This is a genomic window from Streptomyces sp. RKAG337, from assembly GCF_023701715.1.
GTDB lineage: Bacteria > Actinomycetota > Actinomycetes > Streptomycetales > Streptomycetaceae > Actinacidiphila.
Window position 1 is genome coordinate 3,924,076 of record NZ_JAJOZA010000001.1, and the last position, 14,487, is coordinate 3,938,562.

The 14,487-nt window shown below is 72.3% G+C and carries 11 protein-coding genes; 8 read left to right on the forward strand and 3 right to left on the reverse strand.

Features of this window, described 5'->3' with window-relative positions; genetic code table 11:
* Window positions 1–29: 29 nt before the first annotated feature.
* On the reverse strand, window positions 30–872 hold the full coding sequence (locus tag LNW73_RS17470; RefSeq protein WP_250990555.1) for a diacylglycerol kinase family protein: 843 nt from the start codon (window positions 870–872) through the stop codon (window positions 30–32).
* A 136-nt stretch (window positions 873–1,008) separates the two neighbouring features.
* Here LNW73_RS17470 and LNW73_RS17475 point away from each other — a divergent pair, with 136 nt between their 5' ends.
* A complete protein-coding gene (locus LNW73_RS17475) occupies window positions 1,009–2,292 on the forward strand; it encodes an adenylosuccinate synthase (protein ID WP_250976556.1) in 1,284 nt (427 codons plus the stop codon).
* Between the two features lie 129 nt (window positions 2,293–2,421).
* On the opposite strand, the gene LNW73_RS17480 is transcribed toward LNW73_RS17475, so the two are convergent.
* Window positions 2,422–4,116: a serine/threonine-protein kinase gene (locus LNW73_RS17480; RefSeq protein WP_250990556.1), complete on the reverse strand. Its 1,695-nt coding sequence runs from the start codon at window positions 4,114–4,116 to the stop codon at window positions 2,422–2,424.
* Between the two features lie 261 nt (window positions 4,117–4,377).
* Here LNW73_RS17480 and LNW73_RS17485 point away from each other — a divergent pair, with 261 nt between their 5' ends.
* From LNW73_RS17485 to LNW73_RS17495, 3 genes are all read left to right on the forward strand, one after another.
* Window positions 4,378–5,748, forward strand: coding sequence for an aspartate aminotransferase family protein (locus tag LNW73_RS17485; protein WP_250976554.1), 1,371 nt, complete (start codon window positions 4,378–4,380; stop codon window positions 5,746–5,748).
* Between the two features lie 214 nt (window positions 5,749–5,962).
* Window positions 5,963–6,640: a GntR family transcriptional regulator gene (locus tag LNW73_RS17490; protein ID WP_250976553.1), complete on the forward strand. Its 678-nt coding sequence runs from the start codon at window positions 5,963–5,965 to the stop codon at window positions 6,638–6,640.
* A 119-nt stretch (window positions 6,641–6,759) separates the two neighbouring features.
* Window positions 6,760–7,410: a hypothetical protein gene (locus LNW73_RS17495; protein ID WP_138355838.1), complete on the forward strand. Its 651-nt coding sequence runs from the start codon at window positions 6,760–6,762 to the stop codon at window positions 7,408–7,410.
* A 51-nt stretch (window positions 7,411–7,461) separates the two neighbouring features.
* Here the strand turns inward: LNW73_RS17495 and LNW73_RS17500 are convergent, their stop codons facing one another.
* A complete protein-coding gene (locus LNW73_RS17500) occupies window positions 7,462–8,205 on the reverse strand; it encodes an SLATT domain-containing protein (protein ID WP_250976552.1) in 744 nt (247 codons plus the stop codon).
* A gap of 208 nt (window positions 8,206–8,413) precedes the next feature.
* Here LNW73_RS17500 and purD point away from each other — a divergent pair, with 208 nt between their 5' ends.
* The 4 genes from purD (at window position 8,414) to LNW73_RS17520 (ending at window position 14,340) form a co-directional block, all read left to right on the forward strand.
* Complete coding sequence (gene purD / locus LNW73_RS17505) at window positions 8,414–9,673, forward strand: phosphoribosylamine--glycine ligase (RefSeq protein WP_250976551.1); 1,260 nt, start codon at window positions 8,414–8,416, stop codon at window positions 9,671–9,673.
* A gap of 229 nt (window positions 9,674–9,902) precedes the next feature.
* Window positions 9,903–11,627: a hypothetical protein gene (locus tag LNW73_RS17510; protein WP_250976550.1), complete on the forward strand. Its 1,725-nt coding sequence runs from the start codon at window positions 9,903–9,905 to the stop codon at window positions 11,625–11,627.
* A 172-nt stretch (window positions 11,628–11,799) separates the two neighbouring features.
* Entirely contained in the window at window positions 11,800–13,338 is a 1,539-nt protein-coding gene (locus LNW73_RS17515; protein ID WP_250976549.1) for a N,N-dimethylformamidase beta subunit family domain-containing protein, read from the forward strand.
* A 102-nt stretch (window positions 13,339–13,440) separates the two neighbouring features.
* Entirely contained in the window at window positions 13,441–14,340 is a 900-nt protein-coding gene (locus tag LNW73_RS17520) for a phosphoribosylaminoimidazolesuccinocarboxamide synthase (protein ID WP_250976548.1), read from the forward strand.
* Window positions 14,341–14,487 lie beyond the last annotated feature (147 nt).

Below are 14,487 nucleotides of genomic sequence, written 5' to 3' on the forward strand. Positions count from 1 at the left end.
CCGGCTGCCGACGTGATCTGTGTCTCGTTTCAGGCGCGGGGCACGGTGAGCCGCCAGGCGCCCGGCTGGACCGTCCAGGTGCGGGTCCTGACCGGTCCGGCCAGGGCGGAATCCGCGCGGTAGCGGAAGTCCCGGCCCGAGACGGTGACGGTCACGGCCTCCACACAGAGCGGTTCCGCGCTGTCGGGATGGCTCACCCGGACCTCGATGAGTCCGGGGTGCACCGTCCGGAACGACACCTCGTGGACGGGTTGGTCCAGGTCCACCAGCACCACCCCGTCCGCCTCGATCCGCAGCCGCTGGCGCGGCGCGTGCCCGTGGGTGTGTCCCGGCCCGTGCCCGTTCGACGGCGCCGGCATCGTCAGCGTCCTGACCAGGGAGCGCGCAGTCCTCTCCACCGGCGACCACCAGTGGGACGACGATCCCGCGCCGTCGGAGGGGATCCGCAGGGTGCCCAGCACGATGCCGCCGCTGTCGTCGACCAGCAGGTCCAGCTCGCGGTCCATGCCGTCCAGCACCGCCCGCGCCGCGGGCAGCACCTGGCCCGGCACGCCCAGCGCCCGGGCGAGCGAGGAGCGCGGCCCGATCGGCACCAGAGCCAGCGGGGCCTCGCCGAGTGCCCGCTCATGGTGCAGTGCCAGCACCGCCCGCAGCAGGGTCCGGTCGTCGCCCAGCACCACCGGACGGCGCCGGCCGCGATGGGACAGCACCCGGGCCACCTCTTCGGCCGAATCCGGGAGAGCGATTTTTACGGAGGACGCGCCCGCACACAGGACATCCTTCGCGATGCGGACGGATTCGCCGTCGACGGCACGTGCGGCGGGGTCGATGACCACGAGCAATTGACGCCCGTCAGGTGGCTGAGCCGACACCTTGGTCCTTCCTCAGGTAAAATCTCGGTGCAAGAGCCCCTTGCGCCGTTGCGTCAGGGGCTTGGTCTATTCCGGGGCACCGGTTCGACGGCTCTCTGCACGTTGGACATGCCCCGCCCGGAAGGGGTGTACGCCTGTGCCCGCACTTGTGCTGCTCGGTGCTCAGTGGGGTGACGAAGGCAAGGGGAAGGCCACTGACCTGCTCGGTGGCTCCGTGGACTATGTCGTGCGTTACCAGGGCGGCAACAATGCCGGCCACACGGTCGTCGTCGGCGACCAGAAGTACGCACTGCATCTCCTCCCCTCCGGAATCCTGTCGCCGGGGTGTACCCCGGTCATTGGTAACGGTGTCGTCGTGGACCCGGCGGTCCTGCTCTCCGAGCTGAGCGGGCTGAACGACCGCGGCGTCGATACGTCCAAGCTGCTGATCAGCGGTAACGCCCATCTGATCACTCCGTATCACCAGACCATCGACAAGGTGACGGAGCGGTTCCTCGGCAGCCGCAAGATCGGTACGACCGGGCGCGGTATCGGCCCGGCCTACGCCGACAAGATCAACCGCGTCGGGATCCGTGTTCAGGACCTCTTCGACGAGTCGATCCTGCACCAGAAGGTGGAGGCCGCACTCCACGAGAAGAACCAGCTCCTGGTCAAGCTCTTCAACCGGCGTGCGATCAGCGTCGACCAGGTCGTCGAGGAGTACCTCGGCTACGCGGAGCAGATCAAGGACTTCGTCGCCGACACCGGTCTGATTCTGAACAAGGCGCTGGACGAGGGCAAGGTCGTGTTGATGGAGGGCGGCCAGGGCACTCTGCTCGACGTCGACCACGGCACCTATCCCTTCGTCACCTCGTCGAACCCGACCGCCGGCGGTGCCTGCACGGGCTCCGGCATCGGCCCGACGAAGATCAGCCGCGTGATCGGCATCCTCAAGGCCTATACGACGCGAGTCGGCGCCGGTCCGTTCCCGACCGAGCTGTTCGACGAGGACGGCGAGAAGCTGCGGGTCATCGGCCACGAGCGCGGGGTCACCACCGGCCGCGACCGTCGCTGCGGCTGGTTCGACGCGGTCATCGCGCGGTACGCGACCCGTGTCAACGGCCTGACGGACTTCTTCCTCACCAAGCTCGACATCCTCACCGGCTGGGAGCAGATCCCGGTCTGTGTGGCCTACGAGATCGACGGCAAGCGCGTCGAGGAGCTGCCCTACAACCAGAGCGACTTCCACCACGCGAAGCCGATCTACGAGATGCTCCCCGGCTGGTCCGAGGACATCACGAAGGCGCAGACCTTCGACGACCTGCCGAAGAACGCGCGGGCGTACGTCAAGGCGCTCGAGGAGATGTCGGGCGCGCCGATCTCCGCGATCGGCGTGGGTCCCGGCCGTACCGAGACGATCGAGATCAACTCGTTCCTCTGACGGACGGCGGCCGGTCAGGCAGCCGGCGACGACGCGGCGCGCCCCGGTGGTCCTGCCACCGGGGCGCGCCGCGTTCTGTCGTTCTGTCGTTCCGGCGTCCGTGGATCGGCCGTCCGTCGTTCCGTGCGGTCAGTCGATCTTCGTGTAGGTGAGCGGGGCCTTGCCCGGCTCGCGGGAGTCGCGCAGCAGATGGGAGTCGTCGATCGCGGTGAGCGTCGAGGACAGCCCCGGGTTGCAGGAGGTGGCGGGTACCGCGCTGGTCAGGAGCGAGGGGCTCAGCGCCAGCGGCGGACCGGCGGACGTCATGTGCATCGTCCACTCGCACTGATAGGTGCTTCCGGTGCCGGCCAGCGTGACGGTGCCGTCCCGTCGGATCGTCAGCGTGCGGGTGTTGGTGCCGTTGCTGTCGAACCCCGCCTGCCAGGTGCCGACGAGCCGTTCGGGTACCTCGCCGGGCGCGGTGGAGGCGGTCTCCTCGGTGGAGGGCGAGTTCCGCGGCGTACCGGAGCCGGACGGGGTGCCCGTCCTGGGATCGCCGCCGAGGCCCTGGTTGTCCGTGCTGTTGCTCTTCCCCGTGCCGAAGTCGAGCGCGACGACGGCCGCCCCGGCGCCCGCGAGCACCGCGACCGCCACCGCGACGGCGATCAGCACACCCTGCCGTCGCCGGCGCGGCGGCGGGGCCGGGTATCCCGGCGGGGTCCCGTAGCCGGCCTGCGGGTAGCCGTAGCCGCCGGACGCGTACGGGTTCGGCGCCGGAGGGGCCGGGTCGACCGCGGTCGGCCGGGCGGGCAGCGGCTGCGACGCGGCCGGGGCCGGGGCCGGGGCCGGGGCCGGGGCCGGGGTCGGGAGGGGAGCGGAGCCGGGGTCCGGCTCGGGGCCGGGCCGCGCGGCCGGAGCCGCCGGGGCGGAACCCCCGTCGTGCGGGTTCTCGGCCTCCAGCAGCCGCACGGCGTGCCGGCCGAGCTGCGCGACGATGGCGCTGGGCAGCCAGGTCCTGCCGTCCTCCGCCGGGTGGGCGGCGATCCGCTCCAGCACCGCGTCCAGGTCCGGCCGCTGATCGGCCTCCTTGACCAGGCACTCCGCGACCAGCTCGCGCAGCGCGCCGGGCAGCTCGTCCAGGTCCGGCGGCTCCTGCGCGATCCGGAACATCTGGGCGTGCACCCCGCTGCTCGCGGCGCCGAACGGCTGCTTCCCGGTCGCCGCGTACGCCAGCACCGAGCCCAGACAGAAGACGTCGCAGGCCGGGGTGACCCGGTCGCCGCGCACCTGCTCGGGCGACATGAAGCCCGGCGAGCCGACCAGCGCGCCGGTGCTCGTCACACCGCCGGTGACGGTCTCCAGGGCGCGGGCGATGCCGAAGTCGATGACCCGTGGGCCATCGATGGTGATCATGACATTCGAGGGCTTCAGATCGCGGTGCACGAGCCCGGCGGCGTGGATGTCCTTGAGCGCGTGGGCCAGCCCGGCCGCCAGCACCCAGACCGAACGCTCCGGCAGCGGGCCGTACTCCTTGGCGATGACGTGCTGCAGCGTCGGCCCGGCGATGTAGCCGGTGGCGACCCAGGGGATCTCGGTCTCGGTGTCGGCGTCGAGGACCGGCGCCGTCCACGCGCCGCCGACCCGGCGAGCGGCCTGGACCTCCTGCCGGAAGCGGGTCCTGAACTCGTCCTGGGCGGCCAGCTCGGCCCGCACCAGCTTCACCGCGACGGTCCGGCCGCGTTCCGAACGGGCCAGGAAGACCCGTCCCATGCCGCCGGTGCCGAGCCGGCCCAGCAGCCGGTACGCGCCGATCCACTGCGGATCGCCGGCCCTGAGTTCTTCCATGCCCCCCGTGCCTCCTCCCGGCCTTCCGGCCGACCCGTAGCCGAAGAATAGTCTGACCGTTCGAGCGGGCCCCGTGGTGCGGGCGGCCGGGGCCCGGCAGGCGCCCGCACCGGGTGCCCGGGACCCTCTTCCAGGACCTCTTCCGGGACCCCTTCGGGAGCGCCGTGGGACCGGATCCCGTGACAGCCTGTCGGGGAACGTGGCGTGTGCCATACAAGGTGACCGTGTCCCTGACCGGCGGGGATCCTTAGCCTGGAGCGCATGACCCCTCCTTTCGCCGTCGCCGATCCCGAGACCGGAGCCGCCGTCAAGGCCGCCGACCGGGCGCACGTCTTCCACTCGTGGTCCGCGCAGGCGGTCATCGATCCGCTGGCCGTGGCCGGGGCCGAGGGCTCGTACTTCTGGGACTACGACGGCAACCGCTATCTGGACTTCTCCTCCCAGCTGGTGAACACCAACATTGGCCATCAGCACCCGAAGGTCGTCGCCGCGATCCAGGAGCAGGCCGGCAGGCTCTGCACCATCGCGCCGGGCTTCGCCGTCGACGTCCGGTCCGAGGCGGCCCGGCTGATCGCCGAGGTCACCCCCGGCGACCTGAACCAGGTCTTCTTCACCAACGGCGGCGCCGAGGCGGTCGAGAACGCCGTCCGCATGGCCCGGCTGCACACCGGCCGGCACAAGGTGTTCAGCGCCTACCGCTCGTACCACGGCGCCACCTCCACCGCGATCAACCTCACCGGGGACCCGCGCCGCTGGCCGTCGGACACCGCCTCGGCGGGCGTCGTGCACTTCTGGGGCCCGTACCTGTACCGCTCGCAGTTCCACGCGACGAGCGAGGAGCAGGAGTGCGAGCGCGCGCTGGAGCACCTGGAGCAGCTCGTCGCGTTCGAGGGCCCGCAGTCGGTCGCCGCGATCATCCTGGAGTCGGTGGTCGGCACCGCGGGCATCCTGGTGCCGCCGGCCGGCTACCTCGCCGGCGTCCGGGAGATCTGCGACCGGTACGGGATCGTCTTCATCCTCGACGAGGTCATGTCCGGCTTCGGCCGCACCGGCGCGTGGTTCGCCGCCGACCACTGGGGCGTCGTCCCGGACCTGCTGACCTTCGCCAAGGGCGTCAACTCCGGCTATGTGCCGCTCGGCGGCGTCGCCATCTCCCCGGAGATCGCCGCGACCTTCGCCACCCGCGCCTACCCGGGCGGTCTGACGTACTCCGGGCACCCGCTGGCCTGTGCCTCGGCCGTCGCGACCATCAACGCGATGCGCGAGGAGCGGATCGTGGAGAACGCCGCCGACATCGGCGAGCGGGTCATCGGCCCGGCGCTGCGCGACATCGCCGCCCGGCACCCCTCGGTCGGCGAGGTGCGCGGCCTGGGTGTCTTCTGGGCCCTGGACCTCGTCAAGGACAAGGCGACGCACGAGCCGCTGGTGCCGTACAACGCGGCCGGCGCGGACAACGCGCCGATGGCCGAGTTCGCGGCGGCGTGCAAGAAGGGCGGTCTGTGGCCCTTCGTCAACATGAACCGCACACATGTCGTTCCGCCGTGCACGGTGACCGAGGCCGAGGCCAAGGAGGGCCTGGCGGCGCTGGACGAGGCGCTGTCGGTGACCGACCGGTACGCCGTCAACGGATAGCGCTTGCCCCCGGTGACGGCCCGGCGACCGCCCGCCGCCCGCCCGCCGGACCTCCACGTCGGCCCCCGCCGGCCGTCAACACCGGGTCGCCCATCGCGAAATGCACATAACCCCCACACGCTTCCCTCCCCGGACGTGCGGTTGATTTCCGAACCTTCGCCTATCGTGTGCGGAGTAATCGGAGTGAAACGTACGTTCGGGCGAGGAGGCGGCAGTGCTTGCGGACACCACACCGGTGAAGCGCAACAGCCTGCGGCAGCAGATCGCCGACGCACTCCGCGACGAGGTGCTCACCGGCCGGCTCCCGGCCGGGCGGGACTTCACCGTCAAGGAGATAGCGGAGCTGTACGGCGTCTCCGCCACGCCCGTCCGTGAGGCGCTGGTCGACCTGGCCGCGCAGGGCCTGCTCGACGTCGAGCAGCACCGCGGCTTCCAGGTGCGGCGGTTCGGCCCCGACGACTTCGTCTCCATGGTCGAGGCCCGCAACCTGGTGACCGAGGGGATCTTCCGGCGCATCGAGGGCGACCAGCTGCGCGAAGTGCCGGCCGATGTCCTCGCGTCGGTGCGCCGCCGGGGCGAGGCCGCGGCGCGGGCCGCGCGTTCCGGGATGCTCGACGTCCTCATCGGCTGTGACATCCGCTTCTGGCGCGAAGTCGCAGCATTGTCGGGCAATCCGCACATTTGCGAATTCCTCGACCGGATCCGCACCCAGACCTGGATGTACTCGATCCCGTATCTGCGCGCCCACCCGATGCTCGCGGGCGTCTGCTGGTCGGACCACGTCGAACTCGTCGACGCCGTCCGGGACCGCGATCTGCCCGCGGCACGCCGTATCGTCGCCGACTACAACGAGCACGCCCTCGCCCTGATGGCGAAGCTGGCCCCGCGATAGCGACAGCGGGCGACCGCGCGAACGACCCTTCGGGAGAGCCGGAAGGGTTCCACCTCCTGACGCCGACCGCGCCTCGCACTACGCTGGCCCGACGATCGCATAGACGACTTGGAGCGCCTGTGGCCTGCGACTTGTGGCTGGTTCCCCTCGTGGACGTGCTCTGCCACAGCCCGGAAAACCCTTTCTCCGAGGAACTGGCCCGCTACGACAAGGCCTTGAACGACGCGGGCCTGCCGCCGGTGCCCGTCCACACCTACATGCCGGGGCTGTCCGGCGACGTCGGCCCGGTCGCCGGCTTCGACTACGACGCCCTGCATTTCCTGCGCCGGGCCTTCCTGTTGAACCTGCAGGGCCTGGAGGTCACCCCGGTCGACGCGCTCGGCGGCGACTACGAGCAGTTGCTGGAGATGTTCGAGGCGACCGCACAGCAGTCGCACCTCGTCTGGCACTACGACCACGCGGGCGCGTACGTGCCGCTGGACTTCCCGCACCCGGTCGTCAACGACGAACTCCTCGAAGGCGGCGGCCCGCTGGGTTCGAGTCATGGCCTGCTGCGCGATCTCGCGTCCGTCGCGGCGGCGATCGGCATCGACGCGGCGAACCCGCCGCAGGCCCCGGCCCCGCCGGACCGGCCCACCGGACTGGAGGAGCCGGCCGCCCCGCCGTCGTACGATCCCAGCCCGTTCGCCCGCGAACGGCACGTCTGGCTCGGCCTGCACGCGGCGGCGACCCGCTCGCTGGCGCAGGGCTCGATGGTGGTCTTCAGCTGAGGTGGGCTCCGGCCGAGGCGTCCCTCAGCTGACGGAAGGGCCGCTGGCCGCTCAGCGGGCCGGGCCCTCCGGGGGCCGCTGGCGCGGCATGTTCGGACGGCCGCCGGGTGCCATCGGGAAGCGGCCGGCGGGCACGCCCTCGGTGCGCGCGGCCCACGGCACCGTGGCCTGCGCGCGCAGCGGGGCGGTGCGCGTCCCGAACTCCGTCATCCAGTCCGCCGTCTCCATCCTGACCAGGTCGGAGACGTCCTCGCAGAACCGGCGCAGCACCGCCAGACAGCGTTCGGCCGCCTCGGCCGCCGTGCCCTCGGTGGGGCCCAGCACCTCCCGGACGCTCTCCGACGCCCAGTCGAAGCGCAGCGCCTCCAGCCGCCGCTGCACCGCCTGCGCGGTGGCGACGTCCCGCATCCAGCCGGACGTCAGCCCGAAGCAGCGGTCGATCCCGAAACAGGCCGCGGCGAGGAGCAGCGCCACGTAACCCCAGCGCGCGGCGCCTGCCGCGGTCCCGGTCAGCTCGATCAGCGGCAGCCCCGCGCCCACGGTCCCGAAGAACGCGGTGGCCAGCCGCAGCCCGCGCGCCCCGTGCCGCTTCCAGACGCGGTCGGCGAGGTACCAGTCGGTGGTGTTCAGCGCCCCGGACTCGGCCCAGCGGTAGAGCTCCTCCAGGCGTTCGGCGGGCTCGCCCCAGTCGCCGAGCGGAAAAGGCAGTGCCCGCAGGTCCTCCTGGCTATGCAGAGCCCGTTGAACGGGCTCCTCCCGGGGAGCCTCCTCGGGATACATGTCCGGCTGGCTCACTGCGCGCTCCCTCGCATTCCGGCGCTCGTCTTCCGACACGACGAAGCTCCCTTCTTACCGCCGAACGGCTGACCATGGGGGAAGGATTTTTGGATTTCATCCCTTAAAGGCCGCGTGGTCAGGTATGGGCCGAACATCCGTCCCACTCGAAAGAGTGAGCCGCCACGCGCGGCACGGGGCTCCGCACGGGGCCACTACCCTTGGGCACGTGAAGGTCCTTGTCATCGGCGGCGGCGCCCGCGAACACGCCCTGTGCCGCTCACTGTCCCTCGACCCCGATGTCACCTCGCTGCACTGCGCCCCCGGCAACGCCGGGATCGCGGAGGTCGCCGAGCTGCACCCGGTCGACGCCCTCGACGGCGCCGCCGTCGCCGACCTCGCCGTATCGATCGGCGCGGACTTCGTGATCGTCGGTCCGGAGGCCCCGCTGGTGGCGGGCGTCGCCGACGCGGTCCGGGCCCGCGGTATCGACTGCTTCGGCCCGTCCGCGGAAGCCGCTCAGCTGGAAGGCTCCAAGGCGTTCGCCAAGGAGGTCATGGCCGGCGCGGGGGTGCCCACCGCCCGCTCGTACGTCTGCACCACCGCCGAGCAGATCGACGTGGCGCTGGACGCCTTCGGCGCCCCGTACGTCGTCAAGGACGACGGTCTGGCCGCGGGCAAGGGCGTCGTCGTCACCGATGACCTCGCCACCGCCCGCGCGCACGCGCTGGCCTGCGACCGCGTCGTCATCGAGGAGTTCCTCGACGGCCCCGAGGTCTCGCTGTTCGCCGTCACCGACGGTGTGACGGTCGTCCCGCTGCAGCCCGCCCAGGACTTCAAGCGCGCGCTGGACGCCGACGAGGGCCCCAACACCGGCGGCATGGGCGCGTACTCCCCGCTCCCGTGGGCCGACCCCAAGCTGGTCGACGAGGTCGAGCGGACCGTCCTGCAGCCCACCGTGGACGAGCTGCGCCGCCGCGGCACCCCGTTCGCCGGGCTGCTCTACGCGGGGCTGGCGATGACCTCGCGCGGGGTGCGCGTGATCGAGTTCAACGCGCGCTTCGGCGACCCCGAGACCCAGGTCGTCCTCGCGCGCCTCAAGACCCCGCTGGCCGGTCTGCTGCGGGCCGCCGCGACGGGCCGCCTCTCCGAGGTGGAGCCGCTGCGCTGGAGCGAGGGCGCGGCCGTGACCGTCGTCATCGCCTCGTACAACTATCCGGACACCCCGCGCACCGGTGACCCGATCACCGGTCTGGCGGACGTCGTGGAGCAGGACGAGCACGCGTATGTGCTGCACGCCGGCACCAGGATCGACGACGAGGGCCGGGTGGTGAGCGCGGGCGGCCGGGTGCTGTCCGTCACCGCCACCGGCTCCGACCTGGCCAAAGCCCGGGAACGGGCGTACCGCGCGGTCGCCCGGGTGGGGCTCGACGGCTCGCACCACCGGACCGACATCGCGGCCAAGGCGGCGGGAACCGGCCAGTCCTGAATCAGCCCTTGGGGTGGCTTTGCCCAAAGCCACCCCAAGGAGTGATGGCTTCTCCATCCGGCTGACGTGGCAGCGGTCCCCAACTACTGTGCCCCGGAAGCGCACTGCCGGACGGCGTGGTGCTGTGCGGCAACTAGCCGTACAGACATTGCGATGTCCGTGGGCGGTGCGACAGTGGGGGTAAGCCGCCGACGGCGGTCCTGACAGTGAGACGGGGGTGAGCCGCCCGATGGCCGGAGAAACAGGTGAGGGAGTCGCACGCTCCCGTGCGCTCGCGGTGCTGCGGATCCGCAGTACCGCGCTCGCGGTGGCGCTGCTGCCCGCCGCTGCCGCCGTCGTCCTGCTCGTGGGCGGCGCCACCGGACGGATCGGCGACAGCTGGGACGCGCTGCGCTGGTCGGTGGTCGGCGGAGCGCTGGTGGTGCTGGTGCTCGCGGGCGCCGTCGCCGCCGTCGTCGTCCGGGCCCGCCCCGCGGTCAGCCCGACGGTCCCGGTCGCCGAATCGTCGGCCCCCGACCTGTACCGGATGGTCCATGACCTCGCGGTCCGCCTCCAGGTCCCCACACCTTCCTCGATAGAGCTCACTCCGGACTGCGACAGCTGGCTGGAGGACCGCCGCCCGGACGGAGCGGGCGCGGGCCGCTGGGGCCGCCGCCGGGAGCCGGCCGCGCCGGTGCTGGTGATCGGCTCGCCCTTCATGTGGTGGATGCGGGTCGCCGAGCTGCGCGCCCTGCTCGCCCCCGTCGTGGCCGGCACCGGACCGTCCGCCGACCCGGACATAGCCGCGGCCCGCCGCTTCATCCGGGGTCTGGACGCCGCCGCCGGCGTCGCCTCGGCGCGTTCCCGCGGTCTCCTGCGGCCCGCGTACGCCTTCCTCGGCTGGGTCGCGCGGCTGCTGCTGCGCGGCTGCCGGGCGCACGCCGCCGAGATGGAGCGCGGGGTGGCCGCGTCCGCCTCGGAGCGCGCCCAGGCGGTGGACTACGGGCTGCGGATCGTCGCCCAGGAGCAGGTCGGCCTCGCCTACGCGGGCTGGGACCGGCTGCTGACGCGGGTCGCGCTGCCCGCCTGGCGGATGGGCCGCTGGCCGTCCCGGCTCGACGCCGGAGTGGTGGCCGCGCTCACCGATCTGTCCCGCCGCGACCGGCTGGCCGAGGGCTTCGAGTCCCGGCTGGGCGAGCGCCCCGCCTGTGACCTGCTCGAAGAGCCCGGCACGGTCGACGAGGCGGCCTCCCTGCTGGCCGCCCGGCTCTTCCACGGCGGCCCCGAGGGCCACGGCCCCGACTGGTCGCCGGTCGACTGGGACTCGTACCCCGAGGAGGTCGTGGACCGCATATGGCGTTCCGAGGCCGCCCTGCTGATCAGGGTGCTGGACGAGCCGGGCAGCGCCGTACCGCGCCCCGAGCGCGACCGCCCCGCGGTCATCACCGTGCAGACCGCCGAGCACACCGCGGAGAGCCGCGCCGGCGCCGGGCTGCTGATGGGCGGCCAGGCCGCCCGCCAGGCGGCCGTGGCCGGCTCGGTGGACCTTCCCGACGAGCCCGGCCGGGCCACCATCGCCCGGGTGATCGACCGGCTCTCCCGGGGCGGCAGCGAGGAGCTGGCGGCCCGGATCACCGGCCATGTCGCCCGTGAGGAAGCGGCCCGCGACGCCAACCGCGGCCCCGCCACGGGTACCTCCCTCGCCCCGGTCTACCAACTGCTCCCGCCCCGCACCGGCCGCGAGCTGCTCACCGAACACGTCACCGCGATGGTCTGCTGCGCCGCCGTCGACACCGCGGGCGCGGCGGCCGGTCTCGACTGGCTGGACGGACCGGCCCTGCTCGTCAACGGCTCCCGCCGGGCCGACCTCGCGTGGCCGGTGCTGCGCCTCGTGGAGAACGGTGACGCGGCGCCGCTGCGCTCCTGGCTCACCGCGGTCGGCGTCCGGCTGGAGAAGCCCGTCCGCCTCGTCTGACACAGGGGCCACACCGCACTCGCCGGATGACAGTTTCTGCCCCACTCGGAGCGAAACTGTTCCGATTATTCGCCACGAACAGTAACCAGGAGAGTGCGTTATGTGATGTGCTGGGTGCGGACGCGTGGGACATCGGACTCGGCCCGGGGGCGTGACGAAGAAGGGGGCACCCGTGGGGACGGAGCAGATCCGGCGCTGGCAGTCGGGAGCGCTCGCGCATGGGGTGACCGACCCGTTCGGACAGGGCCCGTTGCCGTGGCTGCGCGGCGCCGAGCAGTATCTGGACGACGAGGGGAACGTGGTCCCCTGGTACGTCGACCTTTCGGTGAGCCGCGGCGAGGCACCGGCCCGCCCGCACGTACCGGGCCCGCGCACCGCCGATGACGTGCGCTGCCAGGTCAAGGGCTTCGCGTCGGCCGGCGCGGTCGCCCCGGGCGCCGCCATCGACTTCCGGGTGACCGTGGACCCGCCCCAGCAGTTCACCGTCGACATCTACCGCATCGGCCACTACGGCGGTGACGGCGCGTGTCACATGACGGCCAGCCCGCGGCTCTCCGGCATCGTCCAGTCGGCCCCGCTCGCCGCCGGCCGCACCGTCTCCTGTCATCACTGGTGGCAGTCCTGGCGGCTGCAGGTGCCGGGGTACTGGAAGACCGGCGCGTATGTGGCGGTGCTCACCACCGCCGACGGGTACCGCAGCCATATCCCGTTCACCGTCCGTGACGAGCGCCCGCCGACCCCGCGCCGGTACCCGACCAAGGAGCCGCCGCACGCCCCGGCGCTCGACGCGGATCTGCTGCTGCTGATGCCCGACGTCACCTGGCAGGCGTACAACCTGTACCCGGAGGACGGCAGGACCGGCGCCAGCCTCTATCACGCGTGGGACCCCGAAGGCCGGCTGCTCGGTGAGGAGGAGGCGCCCGCCACGGTCTCCTTCGACCGCCCCTACGCGGGCGCGGGCCTGCCGCTGCACGTCGGCCACGCCTACGACTTCATCCGCTGGGCCGAGCGGTACGGCTACGACCTGGCCTACGCGGACGCCCGCGATCTGCACGCCGGCCGCGTCGACCCGTCCCGGTACCGCGGCCTGGTCTTCCCCGGGCACGACGAGTACTGGTCGGTCCCGATGCGCCGCGCCGCCGAGGCCGCCAGGGACGGCGGCACCTCGCTGGTGTTCCTCTCCGCCAACTCCATGTACTGGCAGGTCGAACTGGGCCCCTCGCCGGCCGGCGAGCCCGACCGGCTGCTGACCTGCCGCAAGCGCCGCGGCGACGCCCGCGGCCGCAGCGCCCTGTGGCGGGACCTGGGCGAGCCGGAACAGCTGCTGCTGGGCGTGCAGTACGCCGGCCGCGTCCCCGAACCCGCCCCGCTCGTCGTCCGCAACGCCGACCACTGGCTGTGGGAGGCGACCGGCGCGGCCGAGGGGGACGAGATCGAGGGCCTGGTCGCGGGTGAGGCGGACCGCTACTTCCCGCGCACCGCGCTGCCCGAGTCCACCGACCGGATCCTGCTCGCGCACTCGCCGTACGAGGACGCCGACGGCCGCCGCCGCCATCAGGAGACCTCGCTGTACCGGGCGCCGAGCGGCGCCTATGTCTTCGCCTCCGGCACCTTCGCCTGGTCCCCGGCGCTGGACCGTCCGCACTATGTGGACCCCCGGATCCAGCGCGCCACGGCCAATCTCCTGGACCGGATCTGCAAGCACGATTAGGTTCCGATGGGTTCCGGCCGGCCCGGTCGGCAGGACCCCGTCGGGTCGCACCCTCCCTCGTGCGGGAGAATCGGGAGCTGAGCCGCCGAGTGGGGAGGACCCATGTCCGGATTCGTTGAGAAACCCGTACCCGTCCAGGTGCCGGGACTGGTGCACCTGCACACCGGTAAGGTCCGCGACCTGTACCAGAACGCGGCCGGTGAACTGGTGATGGTGGCCAGCGACCGTACGTCCGTGTACGACTGGGTGGTGCCCACCGAGGTTCCCGACAAGGGCCGGATCCTCACCCAGCTGTCGCTGTGGTGGTTCGACCAGCTCGCCGACCTGGTGCCCAACCACGTCATCTCCACCGACGTCCCGGCCGGCGCCCCCGCCGACTGGGCCGGCCGCACCATGGTCTGCAAGTCGCTGCGGATGATCCCGGTCGAGTGCGTGGCCCGCGGCTACCTCGCAGGATCCGGCCTCGTCGAGTACGACGAACACCGCACGGTCTGCGGCCTCGCGCTGCCCGAGGGCCTCGTCGACGGCTCGGAGCTGCCCGCGCCGATCTTCACGCCCGCCACCAAGGCCGAGGTCGGTGAGCACGACGAGAACGTCTCCTACGAGGAGGCGGCCCGTCAGGTCGGCGCCGAGACCGCGGCGCTGCTGCGCCAGACGACCCTCGCGGTCTACGGCCGGGCCCGCGATGTCGCCCGGGACCGCGGCATCATCCTGGCGGACACCAAGTTCGAGTTCGGCTTCGACGGTGACGAGCTCGTCATCGGCGACGAGGTGCTCACCCCGGACTCCTCGCGCTTCTGGCCGGCCGACCAGTGGAAGCCCGGCCGGACCCAGCCGTCCTTCGACAAGCAGTTCATCCGCGACTGGCTGACGTCCCCCGCCTCCGGCTGGGACAAGAACAGCGAACTGCCCCCGCCGCCGCTGCCCGCCGACATCATCGAGCAGTCCCGCGCCAAGTACATCGAGGCCTACGAGCGCCTCACCGGCACGACCTGGTCCTAGCTCGCCACGAAGGGCACCCGGCCGCGCACCCCGCGGCCGGGCACCCGGGCAACCCCGTACGACGAAGGCCAAATACGACGAAGGCCGCGTACGACGAAATCCACGTACGACGAAGGCCCCGGTGGAGAAATCCACCGGGGCCTTCGT